Raw genomic sequence first — 15,319 nt, forward strand, 5'->3', positions numbered from 1 at the left:
AATAGCGAGGTGGGTATCACGCCTTCGAACCCGGTCAGCACACCAATTAACGCGATATGACCGCCCACGCGCACCGCTTCAATCGACTGTGCCATGGTGCCCGGCCCGCCCAGTTCAATCACCACATCCGCACCTTTGCCCTCAGTCAGCTGCTGTACCGCTTTGCCCCACTCCGGCGTGGTGCGATAGTTGATGCCCGCATCGGCCCCCAGCTCTTTGGCTCTGGCCAGCTTCTCATCCGATGAAGATGTGACAATCACTCGTGCGCCCATCGCTTTGGCAATTTGCAGCGCGGTAATCGACACGCCGCCGGTGCCCAACGTGACGATGGTATCGCCCGATTTAATCTGCGCATCGCCCACCAGTGCGCGCCATGCCGTCAGGCCAGATGTGGTAATCGTCGCTGCTTCGGCATGCCGCCAGCCGCGCGGTGCGAGGGTAAAGTGATGCGCCGGACGCACCACCACTTCGGCGGCAAACCCATCAGCGCCATCACCTGGCGTTTGGGTGAAATTGCCGACCTGAGCAAACGGTAGCCCATCCTGCCACTGTGGGAAGAAACAGGACACCACATGGTCGCCGGGCTTAAAGTCGGTGACGCCTGCACCCACTTCTTCAACCACGCCCGCACCGTCCGCCATCATAATGCGATCCTGCTCGGTGGGGATCGATCCGTTAGCCACCAGCAGATCGTGAAAGTTAAGTGAGGTGGCATGGATCGCCACGCGGATCTCTCCGGCGCCCGGTTTACCGGGATCGGGCAGATCCGCCAGCTGCAAGTGCTCTAAACCGCCGGGTTGTTTCAGGATCATCGCTTTCATAACCACTTTCTCCTTAGCAAAACGCTCAATACAAAGCATGCCGCTGCGAAACGTGCATGCCTTCTTTTGTGCGCTAAGTTTGGCAGCGATGCCGCTTCCCTGCCTGTTACTCCGTGCGGTTATGCGAACAGCTTTTACACATCCGCACGATAGGCTATCTCTTTCTGCAAACGCAGCTCTGCCAGGCGTCGTTCCAGCGCGGCTTCGATATTGTCATACGCCGTGCTGCCCAGTGCCAGACGCAGCGGCATGGCGGGTTGATCCAGCGTGGCGATCATCGCGGTGACAGATTTTGCGGCATCGCCTTTGATCGCGAACTCGCCAGACATAATCGCGCGGCGCACTTCCCCGGAGGCAGTGTCCCGATAAACATCCTGCGCCTCAGCAATATCCAGCCCGGCACCAAAGTTAGTGGCGGTTGGCCCCGGCTCCACCAGCAGGAAATCGATGCCAAAGCTGGCAACTTCCTGGCGTACCGCTTCAACAAATCCTTCGATGCCCCACTTGCTGGCGTGATACAGGCTGAAGTTGGGATAAGCCACCTGCCCGCCTTCCGAGGAAACCTGCGCGATGCGCCCGCCGCCCTGCAGGCGCAACAATGGAATTACGGCGCGAATCAGCTGAATGGAGCCCGTGAGATTGGTGGCGATCTGGCGATCAATCTGCGCATCGCTCAGCTCTTCCGCCGCGCCAAACAGACCATAGGCGGCATTGCTGACCACCACATCGACGCACTCAACGTTGGCAAATGCCTGCGCGATGGCTGGCGCAATGCTGGCGGTGTTCGCCAAATCCAGCATCAAGACCTGTAACTGCCCACCGTATCGCGCTTGCAGATCCGCCATTGCCTCAGTGCGACGTACGCAGGCCAGCACGCGATCGCCACGTGCCAGTAAATCTTCACTCATCAAACGGCCCAGCCCACTGCTGGCACCGGTAATTAACCAGGTTTTCATTTTGTCGTCCTCCGGTTGAAAACCCGATGATAGATCGCTTTACTGGTGGTCATAATCTCCCTAATCGCGCATGACCTGGTGAGGAAATACCACCAATGAGAAGACCTTCCTGGCATGAACTTCAGGCCATCAAAACGTTGGGCGAGCAGCGCAGCTTCCGCCGTGCCGCTGAGATGCTCGGCCTGAAGCGCTCTTCACTCAGCCATTTGGTGAAAACGCTGGAACAGAATCTGGGGGTACAGCTTTTTCAGCGCACGACCCGTAGCGTATCGCTCACTGATGCCGGACAACAGTTAATCGATCGCCTCGCTCCACTACTGAATGAAATGGATGAAGTGCTGCACGATGTCAGCGCTCGCCGCCAGCAGCACGCAGGCACCTTACGCATCAGTGCCAGCGATGCGGCTATTAGCATCCTGCTGGAAAAAGTGGTGCCGGGATTTTGCGCTGATTACCCGAATATTCAGCTCGATTTTGCCGCACAGGGTGAACTGGTGGATATCACAGCCGCCGGGTTTGATGCCGGCATTCGGCTGATTGAAAATGTGCCGCAGGATATGGTGGCGATTGCGCTGGGCGGCCCGCTGAACTTTATCACCGTGGCTTCACCGGCCTATCTCGCCGCACACGCCCCCATCAAGCAGCCGCAGGATTTGTTGCAGCAGCAGTGCATTCGCCATCGTCTGCCGAGCGGGAAACGCTATCGCTGGGAGTATGAGAATGCGGGGAAACGCTATGAACTGGATGTACCGGGCACGATCACCTTAGATAATAACGCGCTGATGACCCGCGCGGCCATCAGCGGATTGGGCATTGCTTATGTACCGTCGCTTTACGCCGAAGCGGCGCTGCAATCCGGCCAGTTAGTGGAACTGCTCGCCGACTGGCGGGTGCAGTCGGCAGGTCTGGCCTTGTGGTTCCCGCCCAACCAGCATCAGTCGATGGCGCTGCGGCTGTTTATCGATGCGTTGAAAATCAGCCTGCCGCGCCAGTCGTAATTCAAGCCTGACGCTGTGGTGCTTTGTGCACCATGGTGTAAGCATAATCCACGCCCATGCCGTATGCGCCGCTGTGCTCACGCACCAGATCCATCACCGCATCGTAGGTTTCTTTGCGTGACCAGTCGCGCTGGTATTCCAACAGCACTTGCTGCCAGGTCACCGGCACCGCACCGGCCTGCACCATGCGCTGAATGGAACGTTCGTGGGCATCGACGCTGGTGCCGCCTGAAGTATCGGTCACGACATACACTTCAAATCCCTCTTTCAAGGCCATCAGGGCCGGGAAAGTCAGACACACTTCCGTCCAAAGCGCTGAAATAATCAATTTCTTACGGCCGGTTTTCTTCACCGCTTCAACGAATTTGGCATCTTCCCATGAGTTCATGGAAGTACGCTCAATCGGCTTCGATTCCGGGTGCACAGCCAACAGTTCTGGCCAGATGTAGCCGCTAAAACTTTCGGTTTCTACAGAGGTATAAATCACCGGCACGTCGAAAACTTTGCCCGCTTTTGCCAAAGCGACGGTGTTATTTTTGAGCTGCTGGCGATCAATATTGGCGACGCCGAAAGCCATCTGCGGCTGGTGGTCGATAAAGATCAGAGTTGAGTTCTGTGGGTCGAGCAGGTCGAGTTTAGACATGATGCATTCCTCTAAAGTGTTTTTAAATTTGTGTGTTGTGCTGCTGGAATGAACTTTAGAGAAAGGGGCCGCGAAGAGATAACGCAAAGAATTTTACAACTTGTTCAAACTGTTTTTAGAAGACTGATTTAAAAAGATAAATTAACACTCAACACAGCAATTTCAGCCTCAAATGCGCTGATTTTCACATTGCTTCCGGTGTATCAGCAGGCGTAACCTGTGCCAACAAAATCATAAAAAACACCATCGCAAAATGATCGTACGTCCTCGTCAACACTGGTTCATCAGGTTGTTTGATTGGCACGGCTCGGTGCTGGTTAGCATTGTGTTTCGCCTGTCGCTCAACCTGCTGATGTCGGTGATCGCCATTATCGGCTATCCGTGGTACTCCACTTTCGGCATTCACCTCACGACTGCACCGTTCAGCTTGATTGGCGTGTCGATTGCCATCTTTCTTGGCTTCCGCAATAACGCCAGCTATGCGCGTTTTATTGAAGCGCGCACGCTGTGGGGCAATATGCACATCACGCAACGCTCACTGCTGCGCCAGATAAAATGCATTCGCGGCATCAGTGAAGCGCAAGTGCAGGAGTTTGTAGGGCTGCAGCTGGCATTTAGCTGGGCAATGAAACATCGGCTGCGTAAAACCGATGCGCAGGCCGATCTGGCGCGCTTGCTGCCGGAGAAGTGGCACAGTGCCGTATTGAGCCATCCGATGCCGACCTCACAGACGTTGTTATGCATGGGCGAATGGCTGGCGCAGCGGCGCGATGAGGGTCTGGTATCGGATATTGTCTGGCAGAGTATCGATGACAATCTCAATCATCTGTCGGCTTATCTGGGCGGCTGCGATCGCCTTGCCAGCACGCCGATTCCGTTTGCCTACAGCCTGATTCTGCATCGCACCGTGTACCTGTTCTGTACCCTGCTACCGTTTGCGCTGGTGGCGGATTTGCATCTGATGACGCCGCTGGTGTCGGTGTTTATCTCGTACACCTTCCTGTCGCTGGAGTCACTGGCGGAAGAGCTGGAAGATCCGTTCGGCACTGCGCCCAACCATCTGCCACTGGATGCGCTGTGCGTGAATATCGAACGTAATTTGAAGGCGATGAACAATGATTTCCCGTTGCCGGAACCGCGCCAGCCGGATGAGCATTTTAATCTGACGTAAAGCGTCCATTTGCCTGGCGCACATAACAGCACAGCCGGGCTGTTAGCTAACAGATCAGACCGACCACATAGCGAGCACTTTTGTGGTCAGTCTCTTCGGATAATACGTTTTTTTGCCCGATTAACTGTGCAGATCCAGCCAGCGCACATACGCCTGATCCCAGAGCGCAGCAGGCGTACCCGCTTTCCCCAGACCAAAGCCATGCCCACCGCTGCTCAGCTCAATCAACTCCACTGGCACCTGCATCCGACGGCAGGCATCGCGCATCATTTCAGTGTTATGGGGATTGGAGGTGTGATCATCTTCCGCCTGCGCCAGGAACGTCGGTGGATATTGTCGGGTGACATAATTCTGCACTGACCAGTTCGCTTCCTGAGTGGGTGTCGCGTGATCGCCTACCATCATCAGGTGCGTCTTGGTGTTCTGATACGGCGCTTCGAGGGTGATGACCGGATAGATCAGGCCAACGCTATCGGCCGTAGGTCGGATTTGATCGAGCGGGTCCTGCGCCGGATAGGTTTCGAAATCAGGACGTGCGGCCGCCATGCCAAGCAGATGTCCGCCAGCGGAGAAGCCGAGCAGATGCACTTTACTCTCCATAGAACGCACCAGACGAATGGCGCGCTGCGCATCCTGCAGCGGCGCGAGGTTGCCCGCCTGCCACTTTTCTCCCGGCAAGCGGTAACTCAGTACGTACACGGTGTAACCGTTGGCATTTAACCACCGCGCCACCGGCCAGGCTTCACGCCCCATGCCGATAAAACGATAGCCGCCGCCAGCCGCCACGATCACCGCTTCGCCGTTGGGATTCTCGGGGCGAAATCGTTGAATCGCCGGAGAAACGATGTTGGTCCAGGAGCCGTTCATACTGACTTTCAACAGCCCAGACGGCCCACCGCCGCCCGGCGGATCGTCTGGCCACAATGGGATAATGTCATCACGGGCAAACAGTTTGCCTGTGGTCATTGAGAGGACGGTTGCCCCGGTTGCCAACAAAAAGTGACGCCGTGTAAGTTTCATGCCCAGTAGCCAGTATTGAAATAAACATGTCAGCCTTGTGGGCTGCGTCTCGTTATGTGATACGTGTCAACTTTCAACGCTGGCGATTATGTACGCATTTTGTACAAAAGATCCATAGAAAAAGCGCCTATAAAGGCGCTTATTTTATAGTGAATCCGCCAAATTTTTCCGCTACATGAAAGCGAACACTCGAGATCACGTAATTGGTTAGACGCTGAAATCCCCTAAATAATTCGAGCTGTAGCAAGGCGGCAAGTGCGTGAGTCCCCGGGAGCTTACTTCAGTAAGTGACCGGGGCGAACAAACGCAGCCAACGCCGCTACAGCTTGAAGTATGACGGGGATTTAATCCTGTTGCTGGAATTGGGTCATCACTGTTTGCTCGCACTGCTGCTGATTATGGCGCAGCTGCGTGCGTTCATCCTCGCCCAGTTCCATCCAGGCGCTGATCACTTCCTGCGCCGTTTCTTCATTGAATTCAGGCTTATCCATCGCCGAAGAAGACTGGCTGGCAGCCAGCTGAGACTTCATCTTCGCGGTATAGGTATCCAGATCGCTGGTCTTTTTTTCCGTGCTCACCAGATGGCACAACTGGCTGGCATACACATTCTCTTCACTGGTGTTATCACCGTCAGCGGCGAAGAGAGGGGCGGAAAGCGAGAGCCCAACGAGGGCGATTAATATGGCTTTCATAACAGACTCCAGTAATTTCCAGAAAATCACTTTTGATTATGTTGCGCACGTGCCGCCTGACGGGCGGCACGCCAGTTTAATAACGGCGTCACCGTGATGCCGTGCAGCACGATGCTGCACACCACTAACGTCAACGCCATATCCACCATTTGCTCTGCCTGCGGGCCACGCATGCCGTGCACCCAGGCATAAGCAATGTAATTGATACTGCCGATGCCGCGAATCCCCAGCCAGCCAATGAGCAGACGGCGCATGAGCGGTATCTCACAGCGCCAGGTAGTGATCCACACCGCCAGCGGACGCACGGCCACAAACAGCAGCAGCGCGAGGCCAATGCCGGTGAGATTCCAGTGCTGCGCCAGTGTGACGCCCAGCACCACCATCATCGCGGCTGCCAGCAACCGCTCGATGGTATCACCAAATGACAACGCATCGCCGACCACCAGGCCCACTGATTTCACCATACCGCTGCCACCGTGTGCCAGCCGTTGGTTAGGATTGACGCGGGCTTCTGCGGGCAGGTATTGCTCCTCTTCTGACAACGCTTCCTGCGGATAGTGCTTCACCACGCGCAGTTCTGCACGACGTAATCCCACGCCAGCCGCAAAAGTCGCCAGGAAGCCCGAGGCCTCCAGCGACTGCGCCGCCGCATAACTGAGCGCAATGAGCGCCAGCGCGAGAAAATCATTGGGCGCTGTGTCCTGATGCGCGCTGCGCAGATGGGTTGCCAGATGGCCAATGACGCGACCCATTAGATACCCAATCGCTAGCCCGCCACCAATGGCCCACAGTCCATCTTTCAACACCCATTCACTCAGATGGCCGATGTCCAGTGAGCCAGATTGCATCAGCAGTAACGCCAGCATCAACAGCGGTAGCGCCGAACCGTCGTTCATTCCCGCTTCGCTGGAGAGCGCCACGCGTAACGCGTCATCATCACGCGCATCGTTAACGGAAATCAGACTCGCCAGCACCGGGTCGGTGGGTGCCACGATGGCACCAAATGCCAGCGATATCGCCCAATCGAAGCCGGTCATCCAATGCACCAGCAGCGTCATGCCGCCTACGGTAAGCAGCATCGCGGGAAAGGCCAATCGCACGCCGACACGCCAGGCATGTGCGTTGAGCGGGAGACGTAACTTGAGTCCGGTGATAAACAGCGAGGCGGCCATGGCGATTTCAGTGAGGTGAGCCGCAAGGCTGGCGTGCCCGAGGATGTCGATTTGCAGCAGATTGAAGACCCACGGGCCACACATGATGCCCGCAAGCAGGTAGAGCCCAAACGAAGTCACTGGCCCACGGTGTATCCAACCGGAAGCCAGTGACATTAGAAGGAGCAGACCACCGGTAGCGGCAGTCCAGGCCAGGAAGTTCATAACGCTCCGTTTTTAAATAACATTCTCCCTTAAGCCTGGCACAAGATACTCAATCAGTTTTTCAGATGGCGGCTCGCCAGACGGATCATCAGGGCAAGCGCAGCGGCGAGTGTGGAGAGCGTCACCACGCCGGTCCAGCCGAAGTGGGCCAGCGCCAGACTACCGAGCGCCGCGCCGGTTGCCATGCCGATAAACACCACGGTAAACATCAACGCATTCAGTCGGCTACGTGCTTCCGGTGCCAGACTGTAGACCAACGTCTGATGCGCTACCAGCGTGGCCTGCACGCCCAAATCGAAGCCGATGGTGCTGATGATGATCAGGCCAATCTGAGCCGGAACCGGTAACAGTGGCAGCAGGAACATCAGCGCAAATGACACCATCACCAGCGTGGCACCATACTGGGTGACACGTGCAGGGCCGATGCGATCCGCCACGCTTCCCGCCAGCGGTGCCGCCAGGGCCCCAGCCGCACCCGCCAGACCAAATGCACCCGCGACCGCACTGTCAAAATGGAAGCGCTCACTCAGCATCAGCGCCAGCGTTGACCAGAAGGCACTGAAACCCACCGACAGCAAACCCTGCGCCAGCGCGGCACGACGTAGCGTCTGATGATGTTGCCACAGGTGCGCCAGCGACAGCAGCAGACGTGGATAGCTGACAGAGGTGCCCGGTTTGAAGCGCGGCAACACACGCCACAGCGCGAGGCTAATCAACAGCACGGCCACCGCCGCCACCATGTACATGGTGCGCCAGCCCAGATATTCCGCCACCACGCCGCTCACCACGCGTGACAGCAGAATACCGACCAGCAAGCCGGTCATCACCGTGCCCACTGTTTTACCGCGACTGCGTTCTGGCGCGAGTGCCGCCGAAGCAGGCACGATGTCCTGTGCCACGGTCGCGGTTAAGCCGGTGACAAAGCTGGCGATCAGTAACGCATTAATGCCGCCAGAGAAGCCACACAGCAACAGCGCGGCGACCAGCATCAGTCCTTTAATCAGGATAATGGTGCGGCGGTCATGGCGGTCACCGAGCGGTGCCAGCAGCAGAATACCGAGTGCATATCCCGCCTGGGTCAGCATCGGCACCATACCAACACTGCCGATACCGACGTTAAATTGTTTGCTGATGATATCCAGCATCGGCTGACTGTAGTAAATCGATGCCACGCTAAGCCCGGCACCTGCAGCAAGCGTGAACACCAGCGGCGCTGGCAGTTTTTCAGCTGGCAATGCAGTAGATTGCGAAATGGCTGACATAGTGAATTCCCCCGTGAAAGTGCGCTTATTAAAGCGCGTCGCGGCCATACGCGGTAGACTCGTCAAACACAGAACTGTTATGTACGGTGCGTATGAGCAATCCAACCAGTATTGACCGCATTGAACTGATGCAGACCTTTATTCGTATTGTCGAAAGTGGATCGCTGTCAGCCGCCGCTGCGCAGTTGGGCACGACACAACCCACCATCAGCCGCCGGTTGCAGGCACTGGAACAGCGGTTAGGACTGAAGCTGATTCTGCGCACGACTCATGCATTGAAACTCACCGATGACGGCGAGCGTTGTTATGCGCAGGCGCGGCAGTTGCTGGCGACCTGGCATGCGCTGGAAGATGAACTAACGGGGTCCAGTGACGATCCGATTGGCACACTGCGCGTGCGTGCGCCCCATGCGTTTGGCCAGGACCAGTTGATCGATCCGCTGGTGGATTACCTGCAGCGTTACCCGCGTCTGACGGTGGAGTGGATGCTCAATGATCGCACGCCGGACTTTATCAGCGAAAATGTCGATTGCGCGATTCAGGTGGGTGCAGTGAACGATCCCTCGCTGGTGGCGATTCTGCTGGCCGAAGTGCCGCGCTTTGTGGTGGCCGCACCTTCACTGCTGGCACAGCATGCGCCGATTGAGGATGTCAGCCAACTGACCGACCTGCCATGGCTGGCGCTGACCAGCTTTTACCGCAATGAGCTTGCACTACAGCGCTTGAGTGATGGGCAGCCGATGAATCTGCCGATTGCGCCTCGCCTCGCCAGCGACAGCTTATACGCCATCCGCAAAGCCGCGCTGGCGGGCATGGGTGCGGCGATTGTGTCGTCGTGGGTAGTACAGGAGGACTTAGCAAAAGGGGATTTGATTCAGCTGGTGCCCGAGTGGCAAGCGCCGCCGCTGCCGGTGTGGCTGACCTATCCGTGGGCCAGCTATTATCCCGCCAGGTTGCGACAGTTTTTCGCGATGATCAGAGAGGTGATGCCGAAACTGGCGGGCACACAGCCGGTGCGGTGAGGGTCCAGGGCGCCATAATGGCGCACCTCGTACACGAAACTACTTCTTCTCGACCTTCGACATATTATCCAGCCAGCCCATCACGAAGGCCGACAGCACAAAGGTCAGGTGGATAATCACGTACCACATCAGCTTGCTGTCATCGACATTGCGCGCGTCCATAAAGATGCGCAGCAGGTGGATCGATGAAATCGCCACAATCGAAGCCGCGACTTTGTTCTTCAGCGAGCCGGAATCCATCTTGCCCAGCCAGCTCAGCTTCTCTTTGTTCTCATCAATATCCAGCTTAGAAACAAAGTTCTCATAGCCAGAGAGCATCACCATCACCAGCAATCCGCCGACCAGCGTCATGTCCACCAGCGACAGCAGCAGCAGAATCAGATCGTTCTCAGCAATGCTGAGTATGTTGGGCAACAGGTGAAAAATTTCCTGGAAAAATTTAACGGTCAGCGCCAGCAGCCCCAGCGAAAGTCCAATGTAAACCGGAGCCAGCAACCAGCGCGATGAATACATCAGGTTCTCGATAAAACGTTCCATAATTTCCCATTAATCAACAGACAAGTGGGCGAGTATAACCGAACTTGTGTGAAGTTATTTCAGCGCTTCTTCAGAAATTTCAGGCGCTACCGGCAGCGGCAGCGACAAGCGAAACTCCGCGCCGCCTTGCGGTCGGTTTTCTGCCCAGATGCGCCCGCGATGGGATTCAATAATGGTTTTACTGATCGCCAGACCGAGCCCGACACCCGGCACCGCCGACTCCTTATCGCCGCGCGCAAACTTGTCGAAAATGCGCGTCATATTCTCTTCGGCGATCCCTGGACCGTTGTCCCAGACGGCAATCTCCAGCCGCTCTTTATCACGCCAGGCGCGAATACCGTGCTGCGCGGCGTTTCCGGCATATTTGAGGCTGTTCTCAATCAGATTGGTAAACACCCGCTCCAGCATCACGCTATCGCCTTTGATCAGCACCAGTTCCGGCGGCAAATCGAGTGCAAAATCGTGTCCTTTCAATGAGGGGCCCATACTGCTCAGCGCCCCGCCAATCACTTCATCCAGCGCCACCCACTCCTCGCGCAGATTCAGTCCGCCAGACTGAATACGCGCCATATCCAGCATATTGCTCACCAGCCGAATGGTGCTTAATGTCTGTTCCCGAATCTGGTTCGCCTGGCCGACATATTTTGAGTTATCGCCGGCCAAATCCAGCATCAGCATTTCCGCCTGACCGAACAGCACCGTCAGCGGCGTGCGCAGGTCATGCGACAACGCGGATAACAGTGCGTTACGCAACTGTTCACGCTCTGCCGCCAAACGAGACATCGTACTTCCCGCTGGTGCCCATTTTCTCTGCGGTACCGGTTTTGGTCGCCAGACGGTAACCCGGCACAGCGGCTTTGACGCCGGTACCGCCAGGCAATACGTCACTCTCCAGCATGTGCACCACGGTTTGCACGATTTGCGGATCGGCCACCTGCTTGCCCAACACCGGCGGTGTCACTTTGGTAATCGACAGTGGACGATATACGCCGTAAGAACCAAGCGTGGCGTATTCACGGGCGATTTGCAGCGGTGTGACGCGCAGGCCGTAGCCAAAGGCAAAGGTGGCGCGTTCAATATCCGCCCAGCGTTCACGGTGCAGCGGGAAGTAGCCCACGCTCTCGCCGGTTAACCCGAGTCCGGTCGGCTTACCCAGGCCAAACGCCTGATAGGTGTTCACCAGCGCTTCAGCAGGCATCGCCAGCGCAATGTGCGATACGCCGATATCACTCGATTTCTGCAAAATGCCCGTCATGGTCAGGCGCGGCCAGTGGCCGACGTCACGAATCAAGTGGCCGTTAACGCTGTAGGGTGTGGTATCAATCACCGAGTCAGCACGCACCAGATGACGCTCCAGCCCTTCCATCACCACCAGCGGTTTCACCGTTGAGCCGGGTTCGTAGCTGTCATTGATCGCCGTGTTGCGCATCTGTGCAGGCGTGGCGTTATCGAAGTTGTTGGGGTTGAACGAAGGATAGGAAGCCATCGCCAGGATCTCGCCCGTATCAATCTTGATCAGCACTGCCGCACCGGAATCCGCTTTATTCAGCAACACACCATCGCGCAGTTTGCTGTAGAGGGTGAACTGGTCAAACTTATCAATACTCAGCTGTACCGTTGGCGGCTGCTTCGGCGGCTCGTAATCCAGCATCGCCACGATATTGCCCTCTTTGTCCTGACGATAAACCTCTTTGCCCGGCTCACCTTGCAGCACGTGGTCGAAACCTTTCTCCAGACCGTTCAGGCCATTGCTGTCAGCACCGACAATGCCAATCAACGGCGCAGCGGCTTCACTCATTGGATAGAAGCGGCTGTCGTTGTATACCGAGCTGATGCCCTTGAGATGGAGTTCGGCGATGTCTTTGGCGATGCCCAGTTCGATTTTACGGCCAAGATAGAGGAAGCGTTTTTTCGGGTTCGCGGTGATCTGCTCACGCAACTCTTCCGGACGTAAGTTCAGCGCCGAGGCAAGATAGGTCCATTTGGCGTTGGTAAAGTCGGGATTGGCTTCCAGCACGCGCATCGGGTCGGCGATGATATCGCGCGCCGGTACGCTCAGTGCCAGTGCCTGGCCATCACGATCCAGTAAGGTGCCACGGTTGGTGGGCAAGGTGACGGTGCGCAGTGAACGCTGATCGGCCTCGTGCTCCAGCATCGGATGCTTAATCAGTTGCAGGTCACCGACGAAGATCAGCAGCAACACCATGCAGCTGAAGACACCCAGACAAATCAGGCGAAAACGAAACGGGTTAAATGGGGCTTTGATCTGGTCTTTTCCCAGAAGTTTTTTTATACGGGGCATAGCATTCCGCTGCAATAAACAGTTTTTTCAAGCTTGTTATCCGCAGTTATAAAGAAAGGTAAAGCGAGTTGACAGGAAAACTGTGTTTCAGTTCGTTAGCGGGAACGACAGGCAAAAAAAACCTGCGCATCTGCGCAGGTCGGTGTAATCAAGAAAACTTTTTGATGTTCACCCATCAATACCTCTGGGACCCTGACTGTAGCAAGGTGGCATGACGGTTCTCCATCTCTCAAACGCAACAGTTACCCGCAAAATGTAACCAGCGGTGAGATTGTTAGCACCCCATTCACATCAGGTGTTTTTTGATTTCCACCAGGCAACTCATGGCGTTAGGGCCTTGCGTCAGTGACGAGGTGCCGATATCCAGCGTCAGCACATTGGGGTTACCGGCACGGTCCCACGGCTGCCAGGTGCGACCGAATCCGGGATCAAACCAGGCGCCAGTGGAGATAATCACCACACCTGGCGTCAAGCCATCGGTCAGACGCACACCGGCCAGCATACGGCCACGCGCATTACTGACTTCGATTTCGTCGCCATCCACAATCCCACGCGCACTGGCGTTCTGCGGATGCATATATAAGGTTTCACGCCCGGCCGTTTTATTCGCTTGTACCGTGGCAGTCGCGTCCATCTGGCTGTGCAGCCGATCCGAGGGCTGAATCGAGATCATATGTAGCGGGAAATCTTCGCTCAGCGGCGCACCCAACCACTCCTGCGGCTCGCGCCACTCCGGGTGTCCGGCAAAATCTTCCAGTTGATAATCGGCGATGGTCTGACAGAACAGCTCGATTTTACCACTGGCGGTCTGGATCGGATGGGCCTGCGGGTTAGCACGGAAATCATCCATAAACACATACGGCTTGCCACCTTCCGGGATCTCAACGAAACCACGCTCCCAGAATTCACCAAACTCCGGGAAGTGGATATCTTTGCGCGCGTGCGCCACCGCACACTGCTGATACAAGTGTTCAATCCACTGCATCTCGTTGCGCCCTTCGGTAAACAGATCGCGGTAGCCAAGTCGATCGGCGATATCCGCAAAGATATCGAAGTCATGACGCGCCTGATGCTGCGGTTTCACCGCCTGATGCATCGCAAACACAAAACGATCACGTGAAGATCCGCCGATGTCGTTGCGCTCCAGCGTGGTGGTGGCGGGTAACACGATATCCGCCATCTGCGCCGCCGGGGTCCAGACGATATCCTGCACGATAACGGTATCCGGGCGCTGCCAGCCTTCCACCAGGCGGTTAAGCTGCTGATGGTGGTGGAACGGATTACCGCCCGCCCAGTGCACCAGATGGATATCGGGATAGTGCAAGGTTTCGCCCTGGAAATGGTAAGGCTGGCCGGGATTGAGCAGCATATCGCTGATGCGCGCGACCGGAATCGAGAAGTTGCCGGGATTCGGCCCGGTGCTCATCATCGGCGCGGGCCCTTCCTGACGCGGGTTGCCGACGCTGTTCATCGACCCATGACCAAACGAGAAGCCGCCGCCCGGCAAGCCCGGCTGACCAAGCATTGAAGAGAGCGCAATCATCATCCAGTACGGCTGCTCACCGCGATGGGCACGCTGTACCGAATAAGAACAAGTGATAAAGCTGCGTTTGCCAATCAGCTGCTGTGCCAGTAACGCAATACGCGCCGCCGGAATGCCGGTGATGGCACTCGCCCACGCCGGCGTTTTGGCGATGCCGTCGCTTTCGCCCAGCAGATATTCACGTAACTGCGGCCAGCCGGTGCAATGGCTGACGAGGAAACTTTCGTCCAGCGCGTTACGGCGGGTGATTTCGAAGCCAAGCGCCAGCATCAGCGCCACATCGGTATTCGGGCGAATCGGAATCCACTCGGCATTCACAAACGCCGGGCAGTCATCGCGCATTGGGCTGATGTTGATGATTGGCGTGCCTTTGGCGCTCAACTGCTCCAGCGCCGGTTTCAGGCTGTGCTGTCCGGCACCGCCCGACGCCACCTGGGCATTTTTCAGCGCCAGACCACCGAAGGCGATAAAGATGTCGGCATGTTCCACCACGCTCGGCCAGTCGGTGACGCGGCCGGTGAGCGGCATGTAGGTACCAATCACATAGGGCAGGAAGAACTGCGCGGCGCCCCAGCTATAGTTGCCCTGCTGATCCACCCCGCCGCCGCCCTGGAAGTAGAAACGACGGATCAGGGTGCGCGCATGGTTAACGCGTCCCGCCGATGACCAGCCGTAAGAGCCGTTGAAAATACCCGATGCGCCATAGCGATCCCGCACGCGGCGATTCTCTTCTGCCACCAGATCCAGTGCGGTATCCCAATCCACGGCGACAAAATCTTCACGTCCACGCAGCGTGCGATCGCTATTCTCACGCGACTTTAGCCATGAACGACGCACCATTGGCTGGCGGATACGCTTATCCGAGTAGACCAGTTCCGGGATGGTGTTGAGCATCGGCGACGGATCGGCGTCAGCAAAAAAGGGTTCACAGCCAATCAGGCGGTCGTTTTCCGTGACGGCAGTAAATGCGCCCCAG

The 15,319-nt window shown here is 56.8% G+C and carries 13 protein-coding genes, 1 tRNA gene and 2 pseudogenes; 4 read left to right on the plus strand and 12 right to left on the minus strand.

Annotated features, from left to right (window positions below; translation table 11 throughout):
• Both H7A81_RS18760 and H7A81_RS18765 read right to left on the minus strand, forming a co-directional pair.
• On the minus strand, nt 1–821 hold an 821-nt coding region (locus tag H7A81_RS18760), incomplete at its 3' end, for an NAD(P)-dependent alcohol dehydrogenase (RefSeq protein WP_182058375.1).
• Between the two features lie 134 nt (nt 822–955).
• Entirely contained in the window at nt 956–1,777 is an 822-nt protein-coding gene (locus H7A81_RS18765) for an SDR family oxidoreductase (RefSeq protein WP_182058376.1), read from the minus strand.
• Between the two features lie 95 nt (nt 1,778–1,872).
• Here H7A81_RS18765 and H7A81_RS18770 point away from each other — a divergent pair, with 95 nt between their 5' ends.
• The gene (locus H7A81_RS18770) at nt 1,873–2,775 is read left to right on the plus strand and encodes a LysR family transcriptional regulator (RefSeq protein WP_182058377.1); all 903 of its coding nucleotides are present in this window, start codon (nt 1,873–1,875) and stop codon (nt 2,773–2,775) included.
• A gap of 1 nt (nt 2,776) precedes the next feature.
• On the opposite strand, the gene H7A81_RS18775 is transcribed toward H7A81_RS18770, so the two are convergent.
• Nucleotides 2,777–3,418 (minus strand): hydrolase, encoded by a 642-nt coding sequence (locus H7A81_RS18775; RefSeq protein ID WP_034819796.1) that lies wholly within the window; start codon nt 3,416–3,418, stop codon nt 2,777–2,779.
• A 253-nt stretch (nt 3,419–3,671) separates the two neighbouring features.
• Between H7A81_RS18775 and H7A81_RS18780 the strand changes: the two genes are divergently transcribed.
• A complete protein-coding gene (locus H7A81_RS18780) occupies nt 3,672–4,589 on the plus strand; it encodes a bestrophin family protein (RefSeq protein ID WP_097119412.1) in 918 nt (305 codons plus the stop codon).
• Between the two features lie 120 nt (nt 4,590–4,709).
• Here H7A81_RS18780 and H7A81_RS18785 read toward each other — a convergent pair whose 3' ends face one another.
• The 4 genes from H7A81_RS18785 to H7A81_RS18800 form a co-directional block, all read right to left on the minus strand.
• Nucleotides 4,710–5,555 (minus strand): alpha/beta hydrolase, encoded by an 846-nt coding sequence (locus H7A81_RS18785; RefSeq protein ID WP_034819812.1) that lies wholly within the window; start codon nt 5,553–5,555, stop codon nt 4,710–4,712.
• Between the two features lie 398 nt (nt 5,556–5,953).
• Nucleotides 5,954–6,301 carry a YaeQ family protein gene (locus tag H7A81_RS18790; RefSeq protein ID WP_182058378.1) on the minus strand — a complete coding sequence of 116 codons (348 nt, stop codon included), beginning with the start codon at nt 6,299–6,301 and terminating at the stop codon, nt 5,954–5,956.
• 26 nt (nt 6,302–6,327) lie between these two features.
• Complete coding sequence (locus H7A81_RS18795; protein ID WP_182058379.1) at nt 6,328–7,677, minus strand: sodium:proton antiporter; 1,350 nt, start codon at nt 7,675–7,677, stop codon at nt 6,328–6,330.
• Nucleotides 7,678–7,730: 53 nt separating this feature from the next.
• Complete coding sequence (locus tag H7A81_RS18800; RefSeq protein ID WP_166935189.1) at nt 7,731–8,939, minus strand: MFS transporter; 1,209 nt, start codon at nt 8,937–8,939, stop codon at nt 7,731–7,733.
• A 92-nt stretch (nt 8,940–9,031) separates the two neighbouring features.
• Between H7A81_RS18800 and H7A81_RS18805 the strand changes: the two genes are divergently transcribed.
• A complete protein-coding gene (locus H7A81_RS18805) occupies nt 9,032–9,961 on the plus strand; it encodes a LysR family transcriptional regulator (protein ID WP_166935187.1) in 930 nt (309 codons plus the stop codon).
• A 39-nt stretch (nt 9,962–10,000) separates the two neighbouring features.
• Here the strand turns inward: H7A81_RS18805 and H7A81_RS18810 are convergent, their stop codons facing one another.
• The 3 genes and pseudogenes from H7A81_RS18810 to H7A81_RS18820 form a co-directional block, all read right to left on the minus strand.
• Nucleotides 10,001–10,498 (minus strand): TIGR00645 family protein, encoded by a 498-nt coding sequence (locus H7A81_RS18810; protein WP_034819827.1) that lies wholly within the window; start codon nt 10,496–10,498, stop codon nt 10,001–10,003.
• A gap of 54 nt (nt 10,499–10,552) precedes the next feature.
• Nucleotides 10,553–11,278: pseudogene (locus H7A81_RS18815) on the minus strand (ATP-binding protein); the annotation flags it as partial.
• A complete protein-coding gene (locus H7A81_RS18820; RefSeq protein WP_182058380.1) occupies nt 11,256–11,459 on the minus strand; it encodes a penicillin-binding transpeptidase domain-containing protein in 204 nt (67 codons plus the stop codon). The pseudogene H7A81_RS18815 and the gene H7A81_RS18820, both read right to left, overlap by 23 nt.
• An 81-nt stretch (nt 11,460–11,540) precedes the next feature.
• Between H7A81_RS18820 and H7A81_RS18825 the strand changes: the two genes are divergently transcribed.
• Nucleotides 11,541–11,653: transfer RNA gene (locus H7A81_RS18825), tRNA-OTHER, on the plus strand.
• 556 nt (nt 11,654–12,209) lie between these two features.
• On the opposite strand, the pseudogene H7A81_RS28005 reads toward H7A81_RS18825, so the two are convergent.
• Nucleotides 12,210–12,800: pseudogene (locus H7A81_RS28005) on the minus strand (peptidoglycan synthase); the annotation flags it as partial.
• A gap of 286 nt (nt 12,801–13,086) precedes the next feature.
• The coding region (locus H7A81_RS18835; protein WP_182058381.1) for a molybdopterin-dependent oxidoreductase at nt 13,087–15,319 on the minus strand (2,233 nt) is incomplete at its 5' end.

This window comes from Pantoea sp. ME81 (assembly GCF_903970985.1).
Classification (GTDB): Bacteria; Pseudomonadota; Gammaproteobacteria; order Enterobacterales; family Enterobacteriaceae; genus Pantoea; species Pantoea communis.

Coding starts and splice junctions, on each gene's coding strand:
- H7A81_RS18790 (WP_182058378.1), bottom strand. CDS start 6,301: ATGAAAGCCATATTAATCGCCCTCGTTGGGCTCTCGCTTTCCGCCCCT.
- H7A81_RS18805 (WP_166935187.1), top strand. CDS start 9,032: ATGAGCAATCCAACCAGTATTGACCGCATTGAACTGATGCAGACCTTT.
- H7A81_RS18810 (WP_034819827.1), bottom strand. CDS start 10,498: ATGGAACGTTTTATCGAGAACCTGATGTATTCATCGCGCTGGTTGCTG.
- H7A81_RS18795 (WP_182058379.1), bottom strand. CDS start 7,677: ATGAACTTCCTGGCCTGGACTGCCGCTACCGGTGGTCTGCTCCTTCTA.
- H7A81_RS18770 (WP_182058377.1), top strand. CDS start 1,873: ATGAGAAGACCTTCCTGGCATGAACTTCAGGCCATCAAAACGTTGGGC.
- H7A81_RS18765 (WP_182058376.1), bottom strand. CDS start 1,777: ATGAAAACCTGGTTAATTACCGGTGCCAGCAGTGGGCTGGGCCGTTTG.
- H7A81_RS18775 (WP_034819796.1), bottom strand. CDS start 3,418: ATGTCTAAACTCGACCTGCTCGACCCACAGAACTCAACTCTGATCTTT.
- H7A81_RS18785 (WP_034819812.1), bottom strand. CDS start 5,555: ATGACCACAGGCAAACTGTTTGCCCGTGATGACATTATCCCATTGTGG.
- H7A81_RS18800 (WP_166935189.1), bottom strand. CDS start 8,939: ATGTCAGCCATTTCGCAATCTACTGCATTGCCAGCTGAAAAACTGCCA.
- H7A81_RS18780 (WP_097119412.1), top strand. CDS start 3,672: ATGATCGTACGTCCTCGTCAACACTGGTTCATCAGGTTGTTTGATTGG.